We start from the raw sequence: 16,197 nt of genomic DNA, 5'->3' as shown, positions 1-16,197 counted from the left end.
TAAAATTTTATGTAAATGCGATTGCACAGAAACTTAGTTTTTGCAGTTATAGACACCTTAAAGGCTGTATTTAATGAAAATAAATATGCCGATAAAGAAATTGCCAAAGCTTTAAAAAGAGATAAACGTTGGGGTTCTAGAGACCGCAGTTTTATTGCTGAAACTACTTATGATATTGTACGTTGGAAAAGACTTTATGCTGAAATTGCAGAAGTTAAAGAGCCATTTTCTAGACCTAACCTATTTAGACTTTTCGCTGTTTGGGCTACGCTAAGAGGCATTGAGCTTCCAGACTGGAAACAATTAGAAGATACTCCAACCCGAAGAATTAAAGGAAGATTTGATGAACTTAGCCAGACTAGAAAATTTAGAGAATCTATTCCAGATTGGTTAGATGAATTAGCTGTTAAAGAATTAGGCGAAGAAAAATGGACTAAAGAAATTGCTGCACTTAACCTACAGGCGCCAGTAGTTTTACGTACCAACACGCTTAAAAACAATAAAAAAGAGTTACGCGATAGTTTATTTAAAGAGAACATTGAAACTCACACTATCAAAGGTTACAAAGATGCTTTAGAGTTAAATGAAAGAGCCAATGTTTTTTCAACAGAAATTTTTAAGAAAGGTGCATTTGAAGTGCAAGACGCTTCTTCCCAACTCGTAGCAGATTTTCTAGAAGTAGAACCAGGAATGCGCGTGGTAGACACCTGTGCAGGAGCTGGAGGAAAGTCACTTCACTTGGCTGCTTTAATGGAAAATAAGGGCCAAATTATTGCCTTAGACATTTATGAAAATAAATTAAAAGAATTAAAAAGACGTGCTAGACGTGCGGGAGCTCACAATATTGACACCCGAACTATAGAGAATACAAAAGTGGTCAAAAAATTATACGATACTGCAGATCGTGTATTAATTGATGCACCATGTAGCGGCTTAGGAGTTTTAAGTAGAAATCCGGATGCAAAATGGAAATTACAACCCGAATTTTTAGAAAAAATAAGAAAAACGCAAGCTGAAATTTTAGATCGTTATTCTAAGATTTTAAAAGATGATGGTAAAATGGTCTACGCTACCTGCTCTATTTTACCTTCAGAAAACCAAAAACAAGTAGAAGCTTTTCTTCAACGTGAAGCGGGAAAAGATTTTAGACTACTGAATCAAAAAATTGTTTTAGCCCACGAAAGTGGCTATGATGGATTTTATATGGCCCTATTAGAAAAATCAAAATAAGTAAATATGAAAAAGAATTTATTTTCTTTATTAATTGCAATCTTGTGCGTTGCAACAACACAAGCACAAATCCCCACAAATTATTATTCTTCTGCTCAAGGATTAAGCGGTTACACCTTAAAATCAGAATTAAGTAGTATTATATCTAATGGTCATACTGCTCAAGGTTACGGAGACCTTTGGGATGCTTATTACACCTCAGATGTAGATAATTATTACGAAAATGACGGGACAGTTTTAGATATCTATTCTGAAAAACCTAATGCTACAGACGCATATAATTATACCTTAGGAAGTGATCAATGCGGAAATGTGAGTGCTTCTGAAGGTGGCTGCTACAATCGTGAGCATTCATTTCCAAAAAGTTGGTTTAACGATGCTTCACCAATGTATACCGATATGCATCATATTTTTCCTACCGATGGGCAAGTTAATAGCCAACGTAGTAATTTTCCTTATGGTGAAGTTGGTAATGCTTCTTGGACATCTACAAACGGAACTAAAAAAGGGAATAATAATTATAACTTTCCAAATGCATATAACGGAACTGTTTTTGAACCTATTGATGAGTTTAAAGGAGATCTTGCACGTGTATATTTTTATATGGCAACACGCTATGAAAATCAAATTTCAGGTTGGGAAACCTCTAATACTGGGAGCGATGCTACCCTAAATGGAACTTCAAACCAAGTTTTTGAAGATTGGATGTTAGCCATGTTAATCGATTGGCACAATGCAGATCCTGTTTCTCAAAAAGAAATCGACAGAAATAACGCTGCTTATATTTTTCAAGGAAATAGAAATCCGTTTGTTGACAATCCACAATACGCAGCTCAAATTTGGGGGACTCCAGATAATCAATCACCAACTGCTCCAACCAATTTAGACTACAATAATTTAACGAATTCTTCAGTTGAACTAACTTGGAATGCAGCTACAGATAATATCGCAGTAGTTTCTTATCAAATCAAACAAAACGGTGCTGAAGTTGCTACAATTTCAGCAACGAATACTACTTATTTAGCAACTAATTTAACACCGGAAACAGCTTACTATTTTGAAGTTTTCGCTTTAGATGCCTACGGAAATATTTCAAGTGCGAGTAATATGTTAACAGTAACCACTCTAGAAGCTGCTGAAGTAATTTTCTCTGAAGATTTTAACGATTGCCAAAACGTACAGTTTACTCCAGTAAGTGAATTAAGTACACAAGATTGGCAATGCCAAACCGAATTTGGTGAAGACAATACAGGTTGTTTTCAGATGAATTCTTATTCGCAAGGAAGTCAAATACCAAGTATAGATTGGTTAATTACCACCAACAGCATCAACTTAGATAATTATACGCAAGAAAAACTAAGTTTTTACACTGATGCAGCTTACGGTAATTCAGAATTACAGTTATTATATTCTACAGACTATAATGCTGCAAACGCTCCTTCAAATACAACTTGGACAGCTGTTCCTAATCTAACGATTCCGCAACATCCATCAGGTAATGCTAACGAGCTTATTTTCGAATTTAATGACATCGATATTAGTTCAATCAGCGGCAATGTATATTTTGCGTTTAAATACGACACTTCTAACGGAGAAAATGCAACACGCTGGACGGTTGATAGTTTTAGAATTACAGGAGAACAAAATTTATCTGTTTCAACCAAAAATCAGTTGACTCTAAATATCTACCCCAATCCTTCGCACGGAAAGCTAACTATTTCAATTCCTAGTGCTAAAGAATTTGAATATGCTATTTATGATCTTAACGGAAGATTACTTCAACAAAAGAAAAATTCAGCAACACAAATTTCTGTTGAAAATTTAGCAAGCGGTCTATATTTATTACAAGTTTCTTCAGAAGGAAAAACAGCTTCTAAAAAGTTAATCATCAACTAAAAGTCACTAACGATGTATCATAAAAAAGCGACAAAATTTTGTCGCTTTTTTTATATCTCAAATTCAGTATAATGAGTTAAATTTGCGTTTTTAACACACAACACAAACAAACCAATTTATGATTCTTTTCTTCGGGAACCCAGCAGCTACCGTTTATGCGGTGCAAGTTCAAAAAGATTTAACACTAGAAGACACTCAAAAACTTAATTGGCTTTTTGGGAACACCTCTCAAATTGATCAAGAAACTTTAGAAGGAGATTTTGTAGGCCCGCGTGCTGCTATGGTTACTCCTTGGAGTACCAATGCTGTAGAAATCACCCAAAATATGGGGATTGAAGGAATTATTCGTATAGAAGAATTTTATAGCGTTTCAAAAGAAGAGACAGATTTTGACCCAATGTTATCTCAAAAATATCCAGCATTAACGCAAGATATTTACGACATTCACCTTCAGCCTGAAAAAGTAATTGAAATTGAAGATATACAAGCTTACAACCAACAAGAAGGTTTAGCTTTAAATAACGAAGAAGTAAAATACTTAGAACAACTTTCTGAAAAACTGGGCAGGAAGTTAACCGATTCTGAAGTGTTTGGGTTTTCGCAAGTAAACTCAGAACACTGTCGTCATAAAATTTTCAACGGTACATTCGTAATTGATGGCGTAGAAAAACCTTCTTCACTTTTTAAACTTATCAAGAAAACTTCAGAAGAAAATCCAAACGAAATAGTTTCAGCATATAAAGATAATGTTGCCTTTATCAACGGACCTAAAGTAGAGCAGTTTGCTCCAAAGTCTGCCGATAAGCCAGATTTTTATCAGAATACAGAGTTTAATTCGGTTATTTCTTTAAAAGCAGAAACACACAACTTCCCAACAACCGTAGAGCCTTTTAACGGAGCAGCAACGGGAAGCGGTGGTGAAATTAGAGACCGTTTAGCTGGCGGCCAAGGTTCTTTACCATTGGCAGGAACTGCGGTTTATATGACTTCTTATAGTAGATTAGAAGAGAGACCTTGGGAAAAAGCGATGCAAGAGCGCAAATGGTTGTATCAAACTCCCATGGATATTTTAATTAAAGCCTCTAACGGAGCTTCAGATTTTGGGAATAAATTTGGGCAACCCTTAATTGCTGGTTCAGTATTAACTTTTGAACATTCCGAAGATAACCGCGATTTAGGTTTCGATAAAGTAATTATGCTAGCCGGTGGTATTGGTTACGGTAAAAAAGACCAAGCCATTAAAGCTACTCCGCAAACCGATGATGCCATCGTAATTTTAGGAGGTGAAAACTATAGAATTGGGATGGGCGGTGCCGCAGTCTCTTCTGCAGATACAGGAGAATTTAGCAGTGGTATTGAATTAAATGCTATTCAACGTTCAAACCCGGAAATGCAAAAACGTGCGGCCAACGCTATTCGCGGTATGGTTGAGGCGGAAACAAACCCAATCGTTTCTATTCACGATCACGGTGCTGGCGGACATTTAAACTGCCTTAGTGAATTGGTAGAAGATACGGGCGGAAAAATAGATTTAGATCAACTTCCAGTAGGTGATCCTACACTTTCTGCTAAAGAAATTATAGGTAACGAGTCTCAAGAACGTATGGGGTTAGTGATTAGCAAAGAACAAATTGCTACCTTAAAACGTGTTGCAGAACGTGAACGCTCTCCAATGTATCAAGTAGGTACAGTTACTGGTGATCATCAATTTACATTTAAAAGTAGTACTACTGGCGAAAAACCGATGGATTTAGCACTTTCAGATATGTTTGGAAGTTCTCCTAAAACCATTATGAATGATAAAAAAATAAATCGCAACTATGCTGAATTGTCTTATGACACTTCTAAAATTTACGATTACGTACAACAAGTTTTACAATTAGAAGCCGTAGCCAGTAAAGACTGGTTAACCAATAAAGTTGACCGTTGTGTTTCTGGGCGTGTGGCTAAACAACAAACCGCCGGACCTCTACAATTGCCATTAAACAATGTTGGAGTAATGGCATTAGATTACAATGGTAAAGAAGGGGTTGCCACTAGTATTGGTCACTCCCCTATCTCTGCTTTAATAGATCCTGTGGCGGGTTCTAAAAATTCAGTTGCTGAAGCGTTAACCAATATGGTTTGGGCTCCGTTAAAAGAAGGACTTAAATCGGTATCACTTTCAGCCAATTGGATGTGGCCTTGTAACAATGAAGGTGAAGATGCACGTTTGTATGACGCTGTTGAAGGTTTATCTAACTTTGCGTTAGCCCTAGGAGTGAATGTTCCTACAGGAAAAGATTCGCTTTCAATGAAGCAAAAATATCCAGATAAAGAAGTAATCGCTCCAGGAACAGTGATCGTTTCTGCTGGGGGAAATTGTAATGAAATTGCTAAAGTAGTTGAACCTGTTTTTCAACAAGAAGGCGGAGCTGTTTATTACATCAATTTCTCACAAGATAAGTTTAAACTAGGAGGTTCTTCTTTCGCTCAAATTTTAAATAAAATTGGTACCGAAGTTCCTACCATTAAAGATGATAAGAAATTTGCTTCAGCATTCAATACCATTCAAAAACTCATCAAAGAAAATTTAATTCTAGCTGGGCACGATGTAGCTTCTGGAGGTTTAATTACAACGCTTTTAGAAATGTGTTTTGCTAATCATAATTTAGGAGCAGAATTAGACCTTTCTAAATTGAATGAAGAAGATTCAGTTAAAGTTTTATTCAATGAAAATAGTGGAATTGTATTTCAAGCAAAAGACGATTCAGTTGAAACAATTTTAAATGAAAACGATGTTGAATTTTTTAAATTAGGTCTGGTCACTAAAAGTCCTGAATTAAAAGTTTTAAATCACAGTGATAATTTCATTTTCGATATTGAAATATACCGTGATGTTTGGTTTAAAACATCTTATTTATTAGACCAAAAACAAAGCGGAAAAACAAAAGCTACCGAAAGATTTAATAATTATAAAAAACATCCGCTTTCTTATAAATTCCCAGAAGGCTTTACAGGAACACTTCCTAAAATTGATACTGGGAAAGAAAAAATAAAAGCAGCGATTATTCGCGAAAAAGGATCTAATTCTGAACGTGAAATGGCTCGTGCCATGCATCTTGCAGGATTTGATGTGAAAGATGTACACATGACAGATTTAATTAGTGGTCGTGAAACGCTTGAAGATATTCAATTTATAGCAGCAGTTGGTGGTTTTTCAAATTCTGATGTTTTAGGAAGTGCTAAAGGTTGGGCAGGCGCATTTCTTTATAACGAAAAAGCCAATACGGCCTTAAAGAATTTTTTCGACAGAAAAGATACACTTTCTCTTGGCGTTTGTAACGGCTGTCAATTATTTATAGAACTAGGACTAATAAACCCAGATCACGAAGAAAAACCAAAAATGCTACACAATGATTCTCATAAGTTTGAGTGTAACTTTACTTCAGTAGAAATTGCCGAAAACAACTCGGTAATGCTGGGCAATCTTGCTGGTAGTAAATTAGGAATTTGGGCAGCTCACGGTGAAGGTAAATTTAGCTTTCCTTATGCTGAAGACAACTATAACATTGTAGGTAAATACGGATATGAAAATTATCCTGCCAACCCTAACGGATCAGATTTTAACACCGCGATGCTTACCGATAATTCTGGTCGTCATTTAGTAATGATGCCACACTTAGAGCGTTCTACCTTTTCTTGGAATTGGGGTTACTATCCAAAAGATAGAAAAGAAGATCTAGTAACACCTTGGTTAGAAGCTTTTGTTAATGCAAAAAAATGGTTAGAGAAATAAAATATTTTATTATTATTGCAAATAAACTTTAATAAAATATTAACTATTTAATTCAAAAATGAAAATAAAATTAACATTTTCACTATGTTTCATCTTCTACCTATTAACGAGTTGTGCTTCTAAATATAGGGTCATTGAACCAGAAAAAATTAAATACATATCTAAAAATGAAGATGATAATGTTAGAATAGAATACAAATATGATTTACTTCATAAAAAATATAGAAAGAAAGAAGAAAAAAAAGATATTAAACTAGTCGCATTTAAGATTACTAATAATACAGAACGTGATTTAATGCTTGGTAGAGATATTACTATCCAATTTTCAGATGGTAAAGAAGCTCAAATCGTAGACTCTAAAAGAGTTTTTGAAGAATTAAAACAAGAACCGGGATGGTATTTATTTTATCTTTTACTTACTCCTTTAAATTTTTATACAACTAATTCTAATGGAGAATCTAGTAGCTCAACTCCTATTGGATTAATTTTGGGACCTGGTCTCGCTGCAGGAAACCTATTAGGTGCTAGCGGTGCAAATAAAAACTTTGAAAAAGAATTAATGCTTTATGATATCTACGGTATGGAAATTCCTAAAGGAAAATCGAAATATGGCCTTTTAGGGATTAAATCTGATAGTTATGAAACATTAAACGTAAAAGTAAAAGAATAAAACATTATTTAATTTAATTAAGCTCATAAAAAAACACCTGAGAATCCTCAGGTGTTTTTTTATGAGCTTAATTCCACACTTTTTGGGGAATTTTTCCACAGTATACAAAAACAAGATACATTATAAATAACTGTTTTTGAACACATTATACATATGGCACAGAATTAGAATATCTTATTTCGAACCTACTGTAATACAAATTAAAAAAACTACTCATGGAAAAAGAATCAGTGTTACCCAAAAATAAATTTTCAAACTCTTCTAAACAATTAGTTTTATTAGGTACTTTTTTATTGCTTTTTGGAGCCTTAGCCACAGCCTATTTTTTCTTTCCGTATTTTCAAGAAATGCAATTAGAAAAAATGAATACTGGCTTTGACCATATATTAAAATATGTTGGCTTTACCTTATTGGCTATTCAAATCAGTTTTCTAATCTACTTGTTTGTTTTATACTTAAAATATAAAGTTGTAAAACCAGTAGATAATGAATCATTACCCACTTCTACAATAATTGTACCCGCTTATAATGAAGGAGAGTTAGTTTACAAAACTTTAATAAGTTTAGCAGAAAGTGATTATCCTGAAGAAAAAATGCAACTTATTTCTATTGATGATGGCAGTAAGGATGATACCTGGAACTGGATGCTGAAAGCTAAAAATGAGCTAGGAGAACGTTTAGCCATCTATCAACAACCTAAAAATAAAGGAAAAAGACACGCATTACATAGAGGTTTTAAGTTAGCGACTGGAGATATTTTTATAACTGTAGATAGTGATTCTATTGTAGAAAAAAATACACTTAGAAACATGGCTAGCCCTTTTGTAGGCAACGAGAAATGTGGTGCTGTTGCTGGAAATGTAAGAGTTTTAAATCGTAAAAAAGCACTTATCCCAAGAATGTTAAATGTAAGCTTTGCCTTTAGTTTTGAATTTGTACGTTCAGCGCAAAGTACATTAGGTACAGTAATGTGTACACCTGGAGCTTTAGCTGCTTACCGTAAAGAAGCAGTTTTAAACTGTCTTTCAGATTGGATTAACCAAACTTTTAACGGTCAACCTTCAGATATTGGTGAAGATCGTGCCATGACAAATATGATTTTAAAACAAGGTTACCATGTATTATTTCAACGTAATGCTTTCGTATTCACTAACATTCCTGAGCGTTACAAAAACTTGTATAAAATGTTTATACGTTGGGAAAGAAGTAACGTTAGAGAAAATATTGCCATGAGTAAATTTGCCTTTAAAAATTTTAGAGAAGGCGCTAAATCAGGTACAAGAATATTATTATTAAACCAATGGGTAAAAATATTATGTGCTTATCCGCTATTATTAGTAATGCTTTACTTTATAGTTTCTTCGCCACTATTATTTATAACTTCGGCACTGGTAAGTATATTAGTACTTTCTAGCGTTCAAGCTCTATTTTATGCTAAGAAACATGATATATCAGATTCATTTTGGGCTTATCCTTATAGTATATTTTATACATTCACTTTATTTTGGATTACCCCTTATGCTATCGCTACAGCAAGTAAAAGTGGATGGTTAACTAGAGAATTACCTCAAAAAAAAATGGCTATGGCTCTAAATAAAAATTAAATATTTTATAGAAATTCATAGTAAATCAATGTTTTACTATCAATATATTTATTTAAATAGTCTTTTTATAAAAATTTAATACCAATTGAAGAGTAATTTTTATATTTTGCAGTATATAAATTGACATCTTCTTATGACTGAAATTAAAAGATTATTCGATTTTCCATATTATCAGTTAGAAAAATTTAATCTAAATCAAGCCTTAGTAACTAAATACAATGGCGAATGGATTGCGACTTCTACTGAAGAATATATAGCTAAAGCTAATAAAATTAGTAGGGCCTTATTGAGAATGGGGGTTAATCCTAACGATAAGATTGCACTTATTTCTACTTCTAACAGAACGGAATGGAATATTATGGACATAGGGATTTTACAAATAGGCGCACAAGATGTGCCTGTTTACCCTACCATATCTGAAGAAGAATATGCATATGTTCTTAATCACTGTGGTGCTAAATATTGCTTCGTTTCAGATGAAGAAGTTTTAGCCAAAGTCAATAAAATAAAAGAAAAAATTCCTAGTTTAAAAGACGTCTATTCTTTTGACCAAATTATAAATACTAAAAATTGGTCAGAACTCCTCGAGCTTGGTGAAGACAATAGTAATCAATCAGAAGTAGATCGTATTAAATCTACGATTACTGAAGATGATTTAGCCACAATCATCTATACCTCTGGTACGACTGGTAAACCTAAAGGAGTAATGCTTTCTCATAAAAACATCACAAGTAATGCTCTAAATAGTTCTACCCGCTTACCTCTTGAAGGCGGTAGTAACACTGCAATTAGCTTTCTTCCTATATGTCATATTTATGAACGCATGTTATTATATATGTATCAATATGCTGGGGTAAGCATTTATTTTGCAGAATCAATCGATAAAATAAGTGAAAATTTAAAAGAAGTAAAGCCTCATGTGATGTCTGCCGTACCAAGACTTTTAGAAAAAGTTTACGACAAGATAATTGCAAAAGGTACAGATTTAACGGGGGTTAAAAAGAATTTATTTTATTGGGCAGTTGAATTAGGTTTAGAGTGGGAACCTTATGAAAGAAATGGCTGGTGGTATGAATTTAAGCTAAAAATAGCACGTCGACTTATTTTTAGTAAATGGCAAGAAGCCCTCGGTGGTAGATTAAAAGTAATTGCCTCTGGAAGTGCTGCTTTACAACCAAGATTAGCCAGAGTTTTTAATGCAGCTGGAATTGGAGTTATGGAAGGCTATGGACTCACAGAAACTTCTCCCGTAATTGCGGTCAATGATATAAGAGGTGGAGGTTTCAAAGTAGGCACTGTCGGTAAACCTCTTCCAGATACCGAAGTGAAAATTGCTGAAGATGGTGAAATATTAGTTAAAGGTCCTCAGGTTATGATTGGTTATTATCATGATGAAGAGAAAACAAATGAAGTATTAACGAGTGAGAAATATTTCCATACCGGAGATATTGGTGAAATCGATCACGAAGGGTTTTTAAAAATAACCGATCGAAAGAAAGAAATGTTTAAAACTTCTGGTGGTAAATATGTGGCACCACAAGTTATCGAAAACTCGATGAAACAATCTCGCTTTATAGAACAAATTATGGTTGTAGGTGAAGGTCAGAAAATGCCTGCAGCATTAATTCAACCAAATTTTGAATTCATTCAAGAATGGGCTAAACGAAAAAAAATTATTTTAGGTTCAACTAATGAAGAACTTATAAAAAATAGAGATGTAAATAATCGCATTCAAGAAGAGGTAGATTTCTATAATGAAAGGTTCGGAAAATGGGAACGTATTAAACAGTTTAGACTTACTCCAGATATTTGGACAGTAGAAAGTGGGCAACTTACTCCAACCATGAAAATGAAAAGAAAAGTTATTAAAGAAATGTACATAGATCTTTATCATGACATTTACGAACTTCATTAAAAACACATTAAGTTATTGTTAAACTCCTCATTATTGAGGAGTTTTTTTATAAATATGATTAATTTAAATGAAATTATTAGTTATATTATTATGCATGCATAATGTTTTTCGTTATATTTGATGGGTATATTAAAATTATGAGAGAGAAAACAATAGATTATGTACTTCGCGCCACTTGGATTGCTGTCGCTAAGATGTATAATGAAGAAGCAGGCAAGCAAGGAAGTACTATGGCAACAGGCTTTGCTTTGCTAAATATAGATCCCGAAGAAGGCACCCCATCTACCTCTTTAGGACCAAAAATGGGAATGGAAGCTACTAGTCTTTCAAGAACATTAAAATCCATGCAAGAAAAAGGACTTATTGATAGAAAAAAAAACCCAGAAGATGGCAGAAGTGTGCTAATTACACTTACAGAATATGGTAGAGAAATGAGAGCTTTTTCTAAAGAAGTTGTATTAAAGTTTGATGAAGCTATAAAAAATTCAGTTCCAGAAAAAGACATCAAAACTTTTATAGATGTTGCCAATACAATTATGGATTTAATCAACAACAAAAAAATTTATAAACCTGAAACCACAGTAAAATAATTATGAACAGAAAAATCAATAAAGTTGCTGTCATTGGTTCAGGAATTATGGGTAGCGGTATTGCTTGCCATTTCGCCAATATTGGCGTCGAGGTCTTACTGCTCGATATCGTTCCGCGAGAACTCAATGAAAAGGAACAAAAAAAAGGACTTACCTTAGAAGATAAAGAAGTACGCAATCGTATCGTTAACGAATCTTTGCAAAACTCTTTAAAATCGAAGCCCTCGCCTATTTATCATAAAGATTTTGCCAATCGCATTACGACAGGAAATTTAGAAGATGATATTGCTAAAGTTTCTAAAGTAGATTGGATTATCGAAGTGGTGGTAGAACGATTAGATATTAAACAACAAGTTTTTGAGAAGCTTGAAAAACATAGAACTCTAGGAACTTTAATTACCTCGAATACCTCCGGAATTCCCATTAAATTTATGAATGAAGGAAGAAGTGAAGATTTCCAGAAGCATTTCTGCGGAACACACTTTTTTAATCCTCCACGTTATTTACGTTTATTCGAAATTATTCCAGGACCCGATACTTCAAAAGAGGTTTTAGATTTCTTGAATCACTACGGAAAAAAATTCCTCGGAAAAAAATCGGTAATCGCTAAAGACACTCCGGCTTTCATCGGAAATCGTGTAGGGATTTTCAGCATTATGAGCTTATTCCATATGGTAAAAGATATGGATATGACTATTGAAGAAGTCGATAAACTTACCGGACCGGTAATTGGTCGCCAAAAATCGGCTACTTTCCGTACCGTAGATGTGGTTGGCTTAGACACGCTCGTTCACGTTGCTAACGGTCTTTACGAAAACGTTCCCGAAGACGAAGCTCACGAGCTTTTTAAACTTCCAGATTTTATCCAAAAAATGATGGATAACAAATGGTTAGGGAGCAAAACCGGACAAGGTTTTTATAAAAAAGAAAAGAAAAAAGATGGTTCCAGCGAAATCAAATCGCTTGATCTAGATAAAATGGAATTTCGTGATCGAAAGAGTGCGAAATTTAGTGTTTTAGAACAAACTAAAACCATCGATAAACTTAGCGATCGCTATAAAGTTTTAATTAAAGATGAAGGAAAAGCAGGTAAATTTTACCGCAAGAACTTTTCTGCATTATTTGCTTACGCTTCTAACAGAATCCCAGAAATTACCGATGAACTTTACAAAATCGATGATGCAATGCAAGCCGGTTTTGGTTGGGAACATGGGCCGTTTCAGGTTTGGGATGCTATTGGCGTAGAAAAAGGAATCGAAATGATGAAAGCTGAAGGTTACGAGCCTGCAGCTTGGGTGACCGAAATGGTAGGTGCCGGCATTACTTCATTTTATTCAGTAAAAGAAGGAAATACCTATTATTATGAAATTCCGAAGAAAGAACACGTAAAAGTTCTGGGGCAAGACTCTTACATCATTCTAGATAATATTCGTGAGTCTAAAGCGGTTTTCCAAAACAGTGGAGTTGTCGTTGAAGATTTAGGCGATGGGATTTTGAATCTGGAATTCCGCAGTAAAATGAATTCAATTGGTGGTGATGTGCTCGACGGAATCAACAAAGCGATTGATTTAGCTGAAAAAGAATACCGCGGACTCGTAGTTTCTAACGATGGGAAAAACTTCTCAGTCGGTGCCAATATCGGAATGATTTTTATGATGGCGGTTGAACAGGAATACGACGAGCTGAATATGGCCATCAAGTATTTTCAAGATACCATGATGCGTATGCGCTACTCTTCTATTCCAACTGTTTCTGCTCCGCACAATATGGCGTTAGGTGGTGGTTGCGAACTTTCGCTTCACGCCGATAAAATAGTGGCTCACGCTGAAACTTATATTGGTTTGGTTGAATTTGGTGTTGGCGTAATTCCTGGCGGCGGTGGTTCTAAAGAAATGACAGTTAGAGCGGCAGATACTTACCAAAAAGATGATGTAGAATTGAATAGATTACGAGAGAATTTCTTAACCATTGGTATGGCAAAAGTATCAACTTCAGCCTACGAAGCTTACGATACTAATATTCTTCAGAAAGGAAAAGATATTGTAGTGGTAAATCGTGATAATCAATTAACCATCGCGAGGAAACACGCCTTATTAATGGCAGAAAATGGATACACGCAACCTATTAAACGGAATGATATTAAAGTGTTAGGTAAACAAGCACTCGGAGCGTTCTACGTAGGAACCGACCAGATGAATGCCGGAAAATACATTAGCGATCACGATAAGAAAATCGCTAATAAGTTAGCTTACGTAATGGCTGGTGGAGATTTATCTGAAGCTTCGTATGTAAGTGAACAATATTTATTAGACCTAGAACGTGAAGCTTTTTTAAGCCTTTGCGGAGAACGAAAAACATTAGAACGCCTTCAGCATATGTTGCAAAAAGGAAAACCACTTAGAAACTAAGTGTAGATTGATTGTATACTGTAAAATGTAAATCGTAGACTGAAATTTGAAAAATTTATGAATTACTTCAAAGAACTAAAAGTTTGGCAAAAAGCAATTGATCTAGTTACCGATACCTATACGAAGAGTCAGAATTTTCCAAAAGAAGAGCTTTATGGATTAACTTCTCAAATTAGAAGATCTGCCATATCGATACCTTCCAACATTGCAGAAGGATGCGGAAGAAAGACTAATAAAGATTTTGCTAATTTTTTAGGAATAGCTCTTGGATCTGCATTTGAACTAGAAACTCAAATGATAATTGCCAAAAATCTGAATTTTTTAGGTGTAGATGATTTTGAAGATTTTGAAAGTGAAATTCAGCATATTCAAAATATGATTATCAAATTACAATCGACATTATAGAAATGAAATAGAGTATACATTTTACGAAATACGATATACACTTCTAAATTCTAAATACTAAAAAAATGAAAACAGCATATATAGTAAAAGCATACAGAACAGCCGTGGGAAAAGCTCCTCGTGGTGTGTTCAGATTTAAAAGACCAGATGAACTGGCAGCGGAAACCATCGAATATATGATGGATAAACTCCCGGAATTTGATAAAAACCGTATCGACGACGTGATTGTGGGTAATGCAATGCCCGAAGCTGAACAAGGTTTAAACGTAGGTAGGTTAATCTCGTTAATGGGACTTAAAACCGAAGATGTTGCTGGGATGACGGTGAATCGTTATTGCGCGTCAGGATTAGAAACGATCGCCATTGCTTCAGCAAAAATTCAAAGTGGAATGGCAGATTGTATCATTGCTGGTGGTGCCGAGAGTATGAGCTACATCCCAATGGGTGGCTATAAACCCGTACCCGATTATAAACTAGCAAAGGAAGGTCACGAAGATTATTACTGGGGAATGGGATTAACTGCGGAAGCGGTTGCCAATCAGTATAAAGTTTCTCGCGAAGATCAAGATGAATTTGCTTACAATTCACACCAAAAAGCTATAAAAGCACAAGCCGAAGATCGTTTTCAAGATCAAATCGTTCCCATAACTATCGATGAAACTTATGTAGACGCTGAAGGTAAAAAGAAAACTAAAAGCTATACCGTAAATAAAGATGAAGGTCCGCGTAAAGACACTTCTGAAGCGGTATTGAATAAATTACGTCCTGTATTTGCTGAAGGCGGAAGTGTAACTGCCGGTAATTCTTCGCAAATGAGTGATGGCGCTGCTTTTGTGATGGTGATGAGTGAGGAAATGGTAAAAGAACTCAACCTTGAACCTATTGCTAGAATGGTGAGTTATACCGCTGTGGGTGTAGAACCAAGAATTATGGGTGTTGGACCTGTAAAAGCCATTCCAAAAGCTATTAAACAAGCCGGATTAAAACAAGATGATATTTCATTAATCGAATTGAATGAAGCTTTTGCTTCTCAGTCATTAGCGGTAATTCGTGAATTGGGCTTAAATCAAGATTTGGTAAATGTGAACGGTGGAGCCATTTCTATGGGGCACCCGTTAGGTTGTACGGGAGCAAAACTATCGGTGCAGATTTTTGATGAAATGCGCAAACGTAACCTCAACAATAAATACGCAATGGTAACAATGTGTGTTGGTACTGGGCAAGGCGCTGCGGGAGTTTATGAGGTTTTCTAATTATGAATTTTGAATGCTGAATGTTGAATTAGATTTGAGAATAGTTTGAAAACTGAAAATATCATAGCCGATAAGACTTTCAAATTCTCTCTGAGTATAATTTCTCTTTTCAAGAAACTTCAGGAAGAAAAAGAGTTCATAATTTCAAAGCAAATGTTGAGATCTTCTACGAGCATTGGAGCTAATGTTCAAGAGGCAACAGCTGCTCAATCGAAACGAGATTTCATTAATAAAATGTCAATCGCCTCAAAAGAAGCAAGAGAAACAAAATATTGGTTAAGACTACTTAGTGAATCTGAATTAACTGAAATTAATGTTTCAAATGAAATAAGAGAAATAACTCATATAATCAATATCATCACAAAAATTATAATTACAGCAAGAAAAAATGTTTAACACTACTGAATTATAATCATTCAAAATTTATAATTCAAAATTCAAAAAAATA

The 16,197-nt window shown here is 34.6% G+C and carries 11 protein-coding genes; all 11 read left to right on the top strand.

The features are described 5' to 3' along the window. The first annotated feature begins 15 nt into the window (after nt 1–15). Complete coding sequence (locus KW502_RS06535; RefSeq protein WP_219039735.1) at nt 16–1,230, top strand: RsmB/NOP family class I SAM-dependent RNA methyltransferase; 1,215 nt, start codon at nt 16–18, stop codon at nt 1,228–1,230. Nucleotides 1,231–1,236: 6 nt separating this feature from the next. Continuing rightward, entirely contained in the window at nt 1,237–3,126 is a 1,890-nt protein-coding gene (locus KW502_RS06530; protein WP_219039734.1) for an endonuclease, read from the top strand. 118 nt (nt 3,127–3,244) lie between these two features. After that, on the top strand, nt 3,245–6,904 hold the full coding sequence (gene purL, locus KW502_RS06525) for a phosphoribosylformylglycinamidine synthase (protein ID WP_219039733.1): 3,660 nt from the start codon (nt 3,245–3,247) through the stop codon (nt 6,902–6,904). Between the two features lie 58 nt (nt 6,905–6,962). Continuing rightward, nucleotides 6,963–7,574, top strand: a complete 612-nt coding sequence (locus KW502_RS06520) for a hypothetical protein (RefSeq protein WP_219039732.1) — start codon at nt 6,963–6,965, stop codon at nt 7,572–7,574. Nucleotides 7,575–7,789: 215 nt separating this feature from the next. After that, the gene (locus tag KW502_RS06515; RefSeq protein ID WP_219039731.1) at nt 7,790–9,178 is read left to right on the top strand and encodes a glycosyltransferase family 2 protein; all 1,389 of its coding nucleotides are present in this window, start codon (nt 7,790–7,792) and stop codon (nt 9,176–9,178) included. Nucleotides 9,179–9,311: 133 nt separating this feature from the next. Next, nucleotides 9,312–11,093: an AMP-dependent synthetase/ligase gene (locus KW502_RS06510; RefSeq protein ID WP_219039730.1), complete on the top strand. Its 1,782-nt coding sequence runs from the start codon at nt 9,312–9,314 to the stop codon at nt 11,091–11,093. Nucleotides 11,094–11,230: 137 nt separating this feature from the next. After that, nucleotides 11,231–11,683, top strand: a complete 453-nt coding sequence (locus KW502_RS06505) for a MarR family winged helix-turn-helix transcriptional regulator (protein WP_219039729.1) — start codon at nt 11,231–11,233, stop codon at nt 11,681–11,683. Between the two features lie 2 nt (nt 11,684–11,685). Then, nucleotides 11,686–14,091 carry a 3-hydroxyacyl-CoA dehydrogenase/enoyl-CoA hydratase family protein gene (locus KW502_RS06500; RefSeq protein ID WP_219039728.1) on the top strand — a complete coding sequence of 802 codons (2,406 nt, stop codon included), beginning with the start codon at nt 11,686–11,688 and terminating at the stop codon, nt 14,089–14,091. Between the two features lie 57 nt (nt 14,092–14,148). Beyond that, nucleotides 14,149–14,496, top strand: a complete 348-nt coding sequence (locus KW502_RS06495) for a four helix bundle protein (protein ID WP_219039727.1) — start codon at nt 14,149–14,151, stop codon at nt 14,494–14,496. A gap of 65 nt (nt 14,497–14,561) precedes the next feature. Next, nucleotides 14,562–15,749: an acetyl-CoA C-acyltransferase gene (locus KW502_RS06490; protein ID WP_219039726.1), complete on the top strand. Its 1,188-nt coding sequence runs from the start codon at nt 14,562–14,564 to the stop codon at nt 15,747–15,749. Between the two features lie 45 nt (nt 15,750–15,794). Further along, nucleotides 15,795–16,145, top strand: a complete 351-nt coding sequence (locus KW502_RS06485; RefSeq protein WP_219039725.1) for a four helix bundle protein — start codon at nt 15,795–15,797, stop codon at nt 16,143–16,145. Nucleotides 16,146–16,197: the final 52 nt, after the last annotated feature.

Source organism: Mesonia aestuariivivens, assembly GCF_019311235.1.
Taxonomy (GTDB): Bacteria; Bacteroidota; Bacteroidia; order Flavobacteriales; family Flavobacteriaceae; genus Mesonia; species Mesonia aestuariivivens.
Note: the sequence above shows the minus strand (reverse complement) of the source record. Positions and strands in the feature narration are given on the sequence as shown.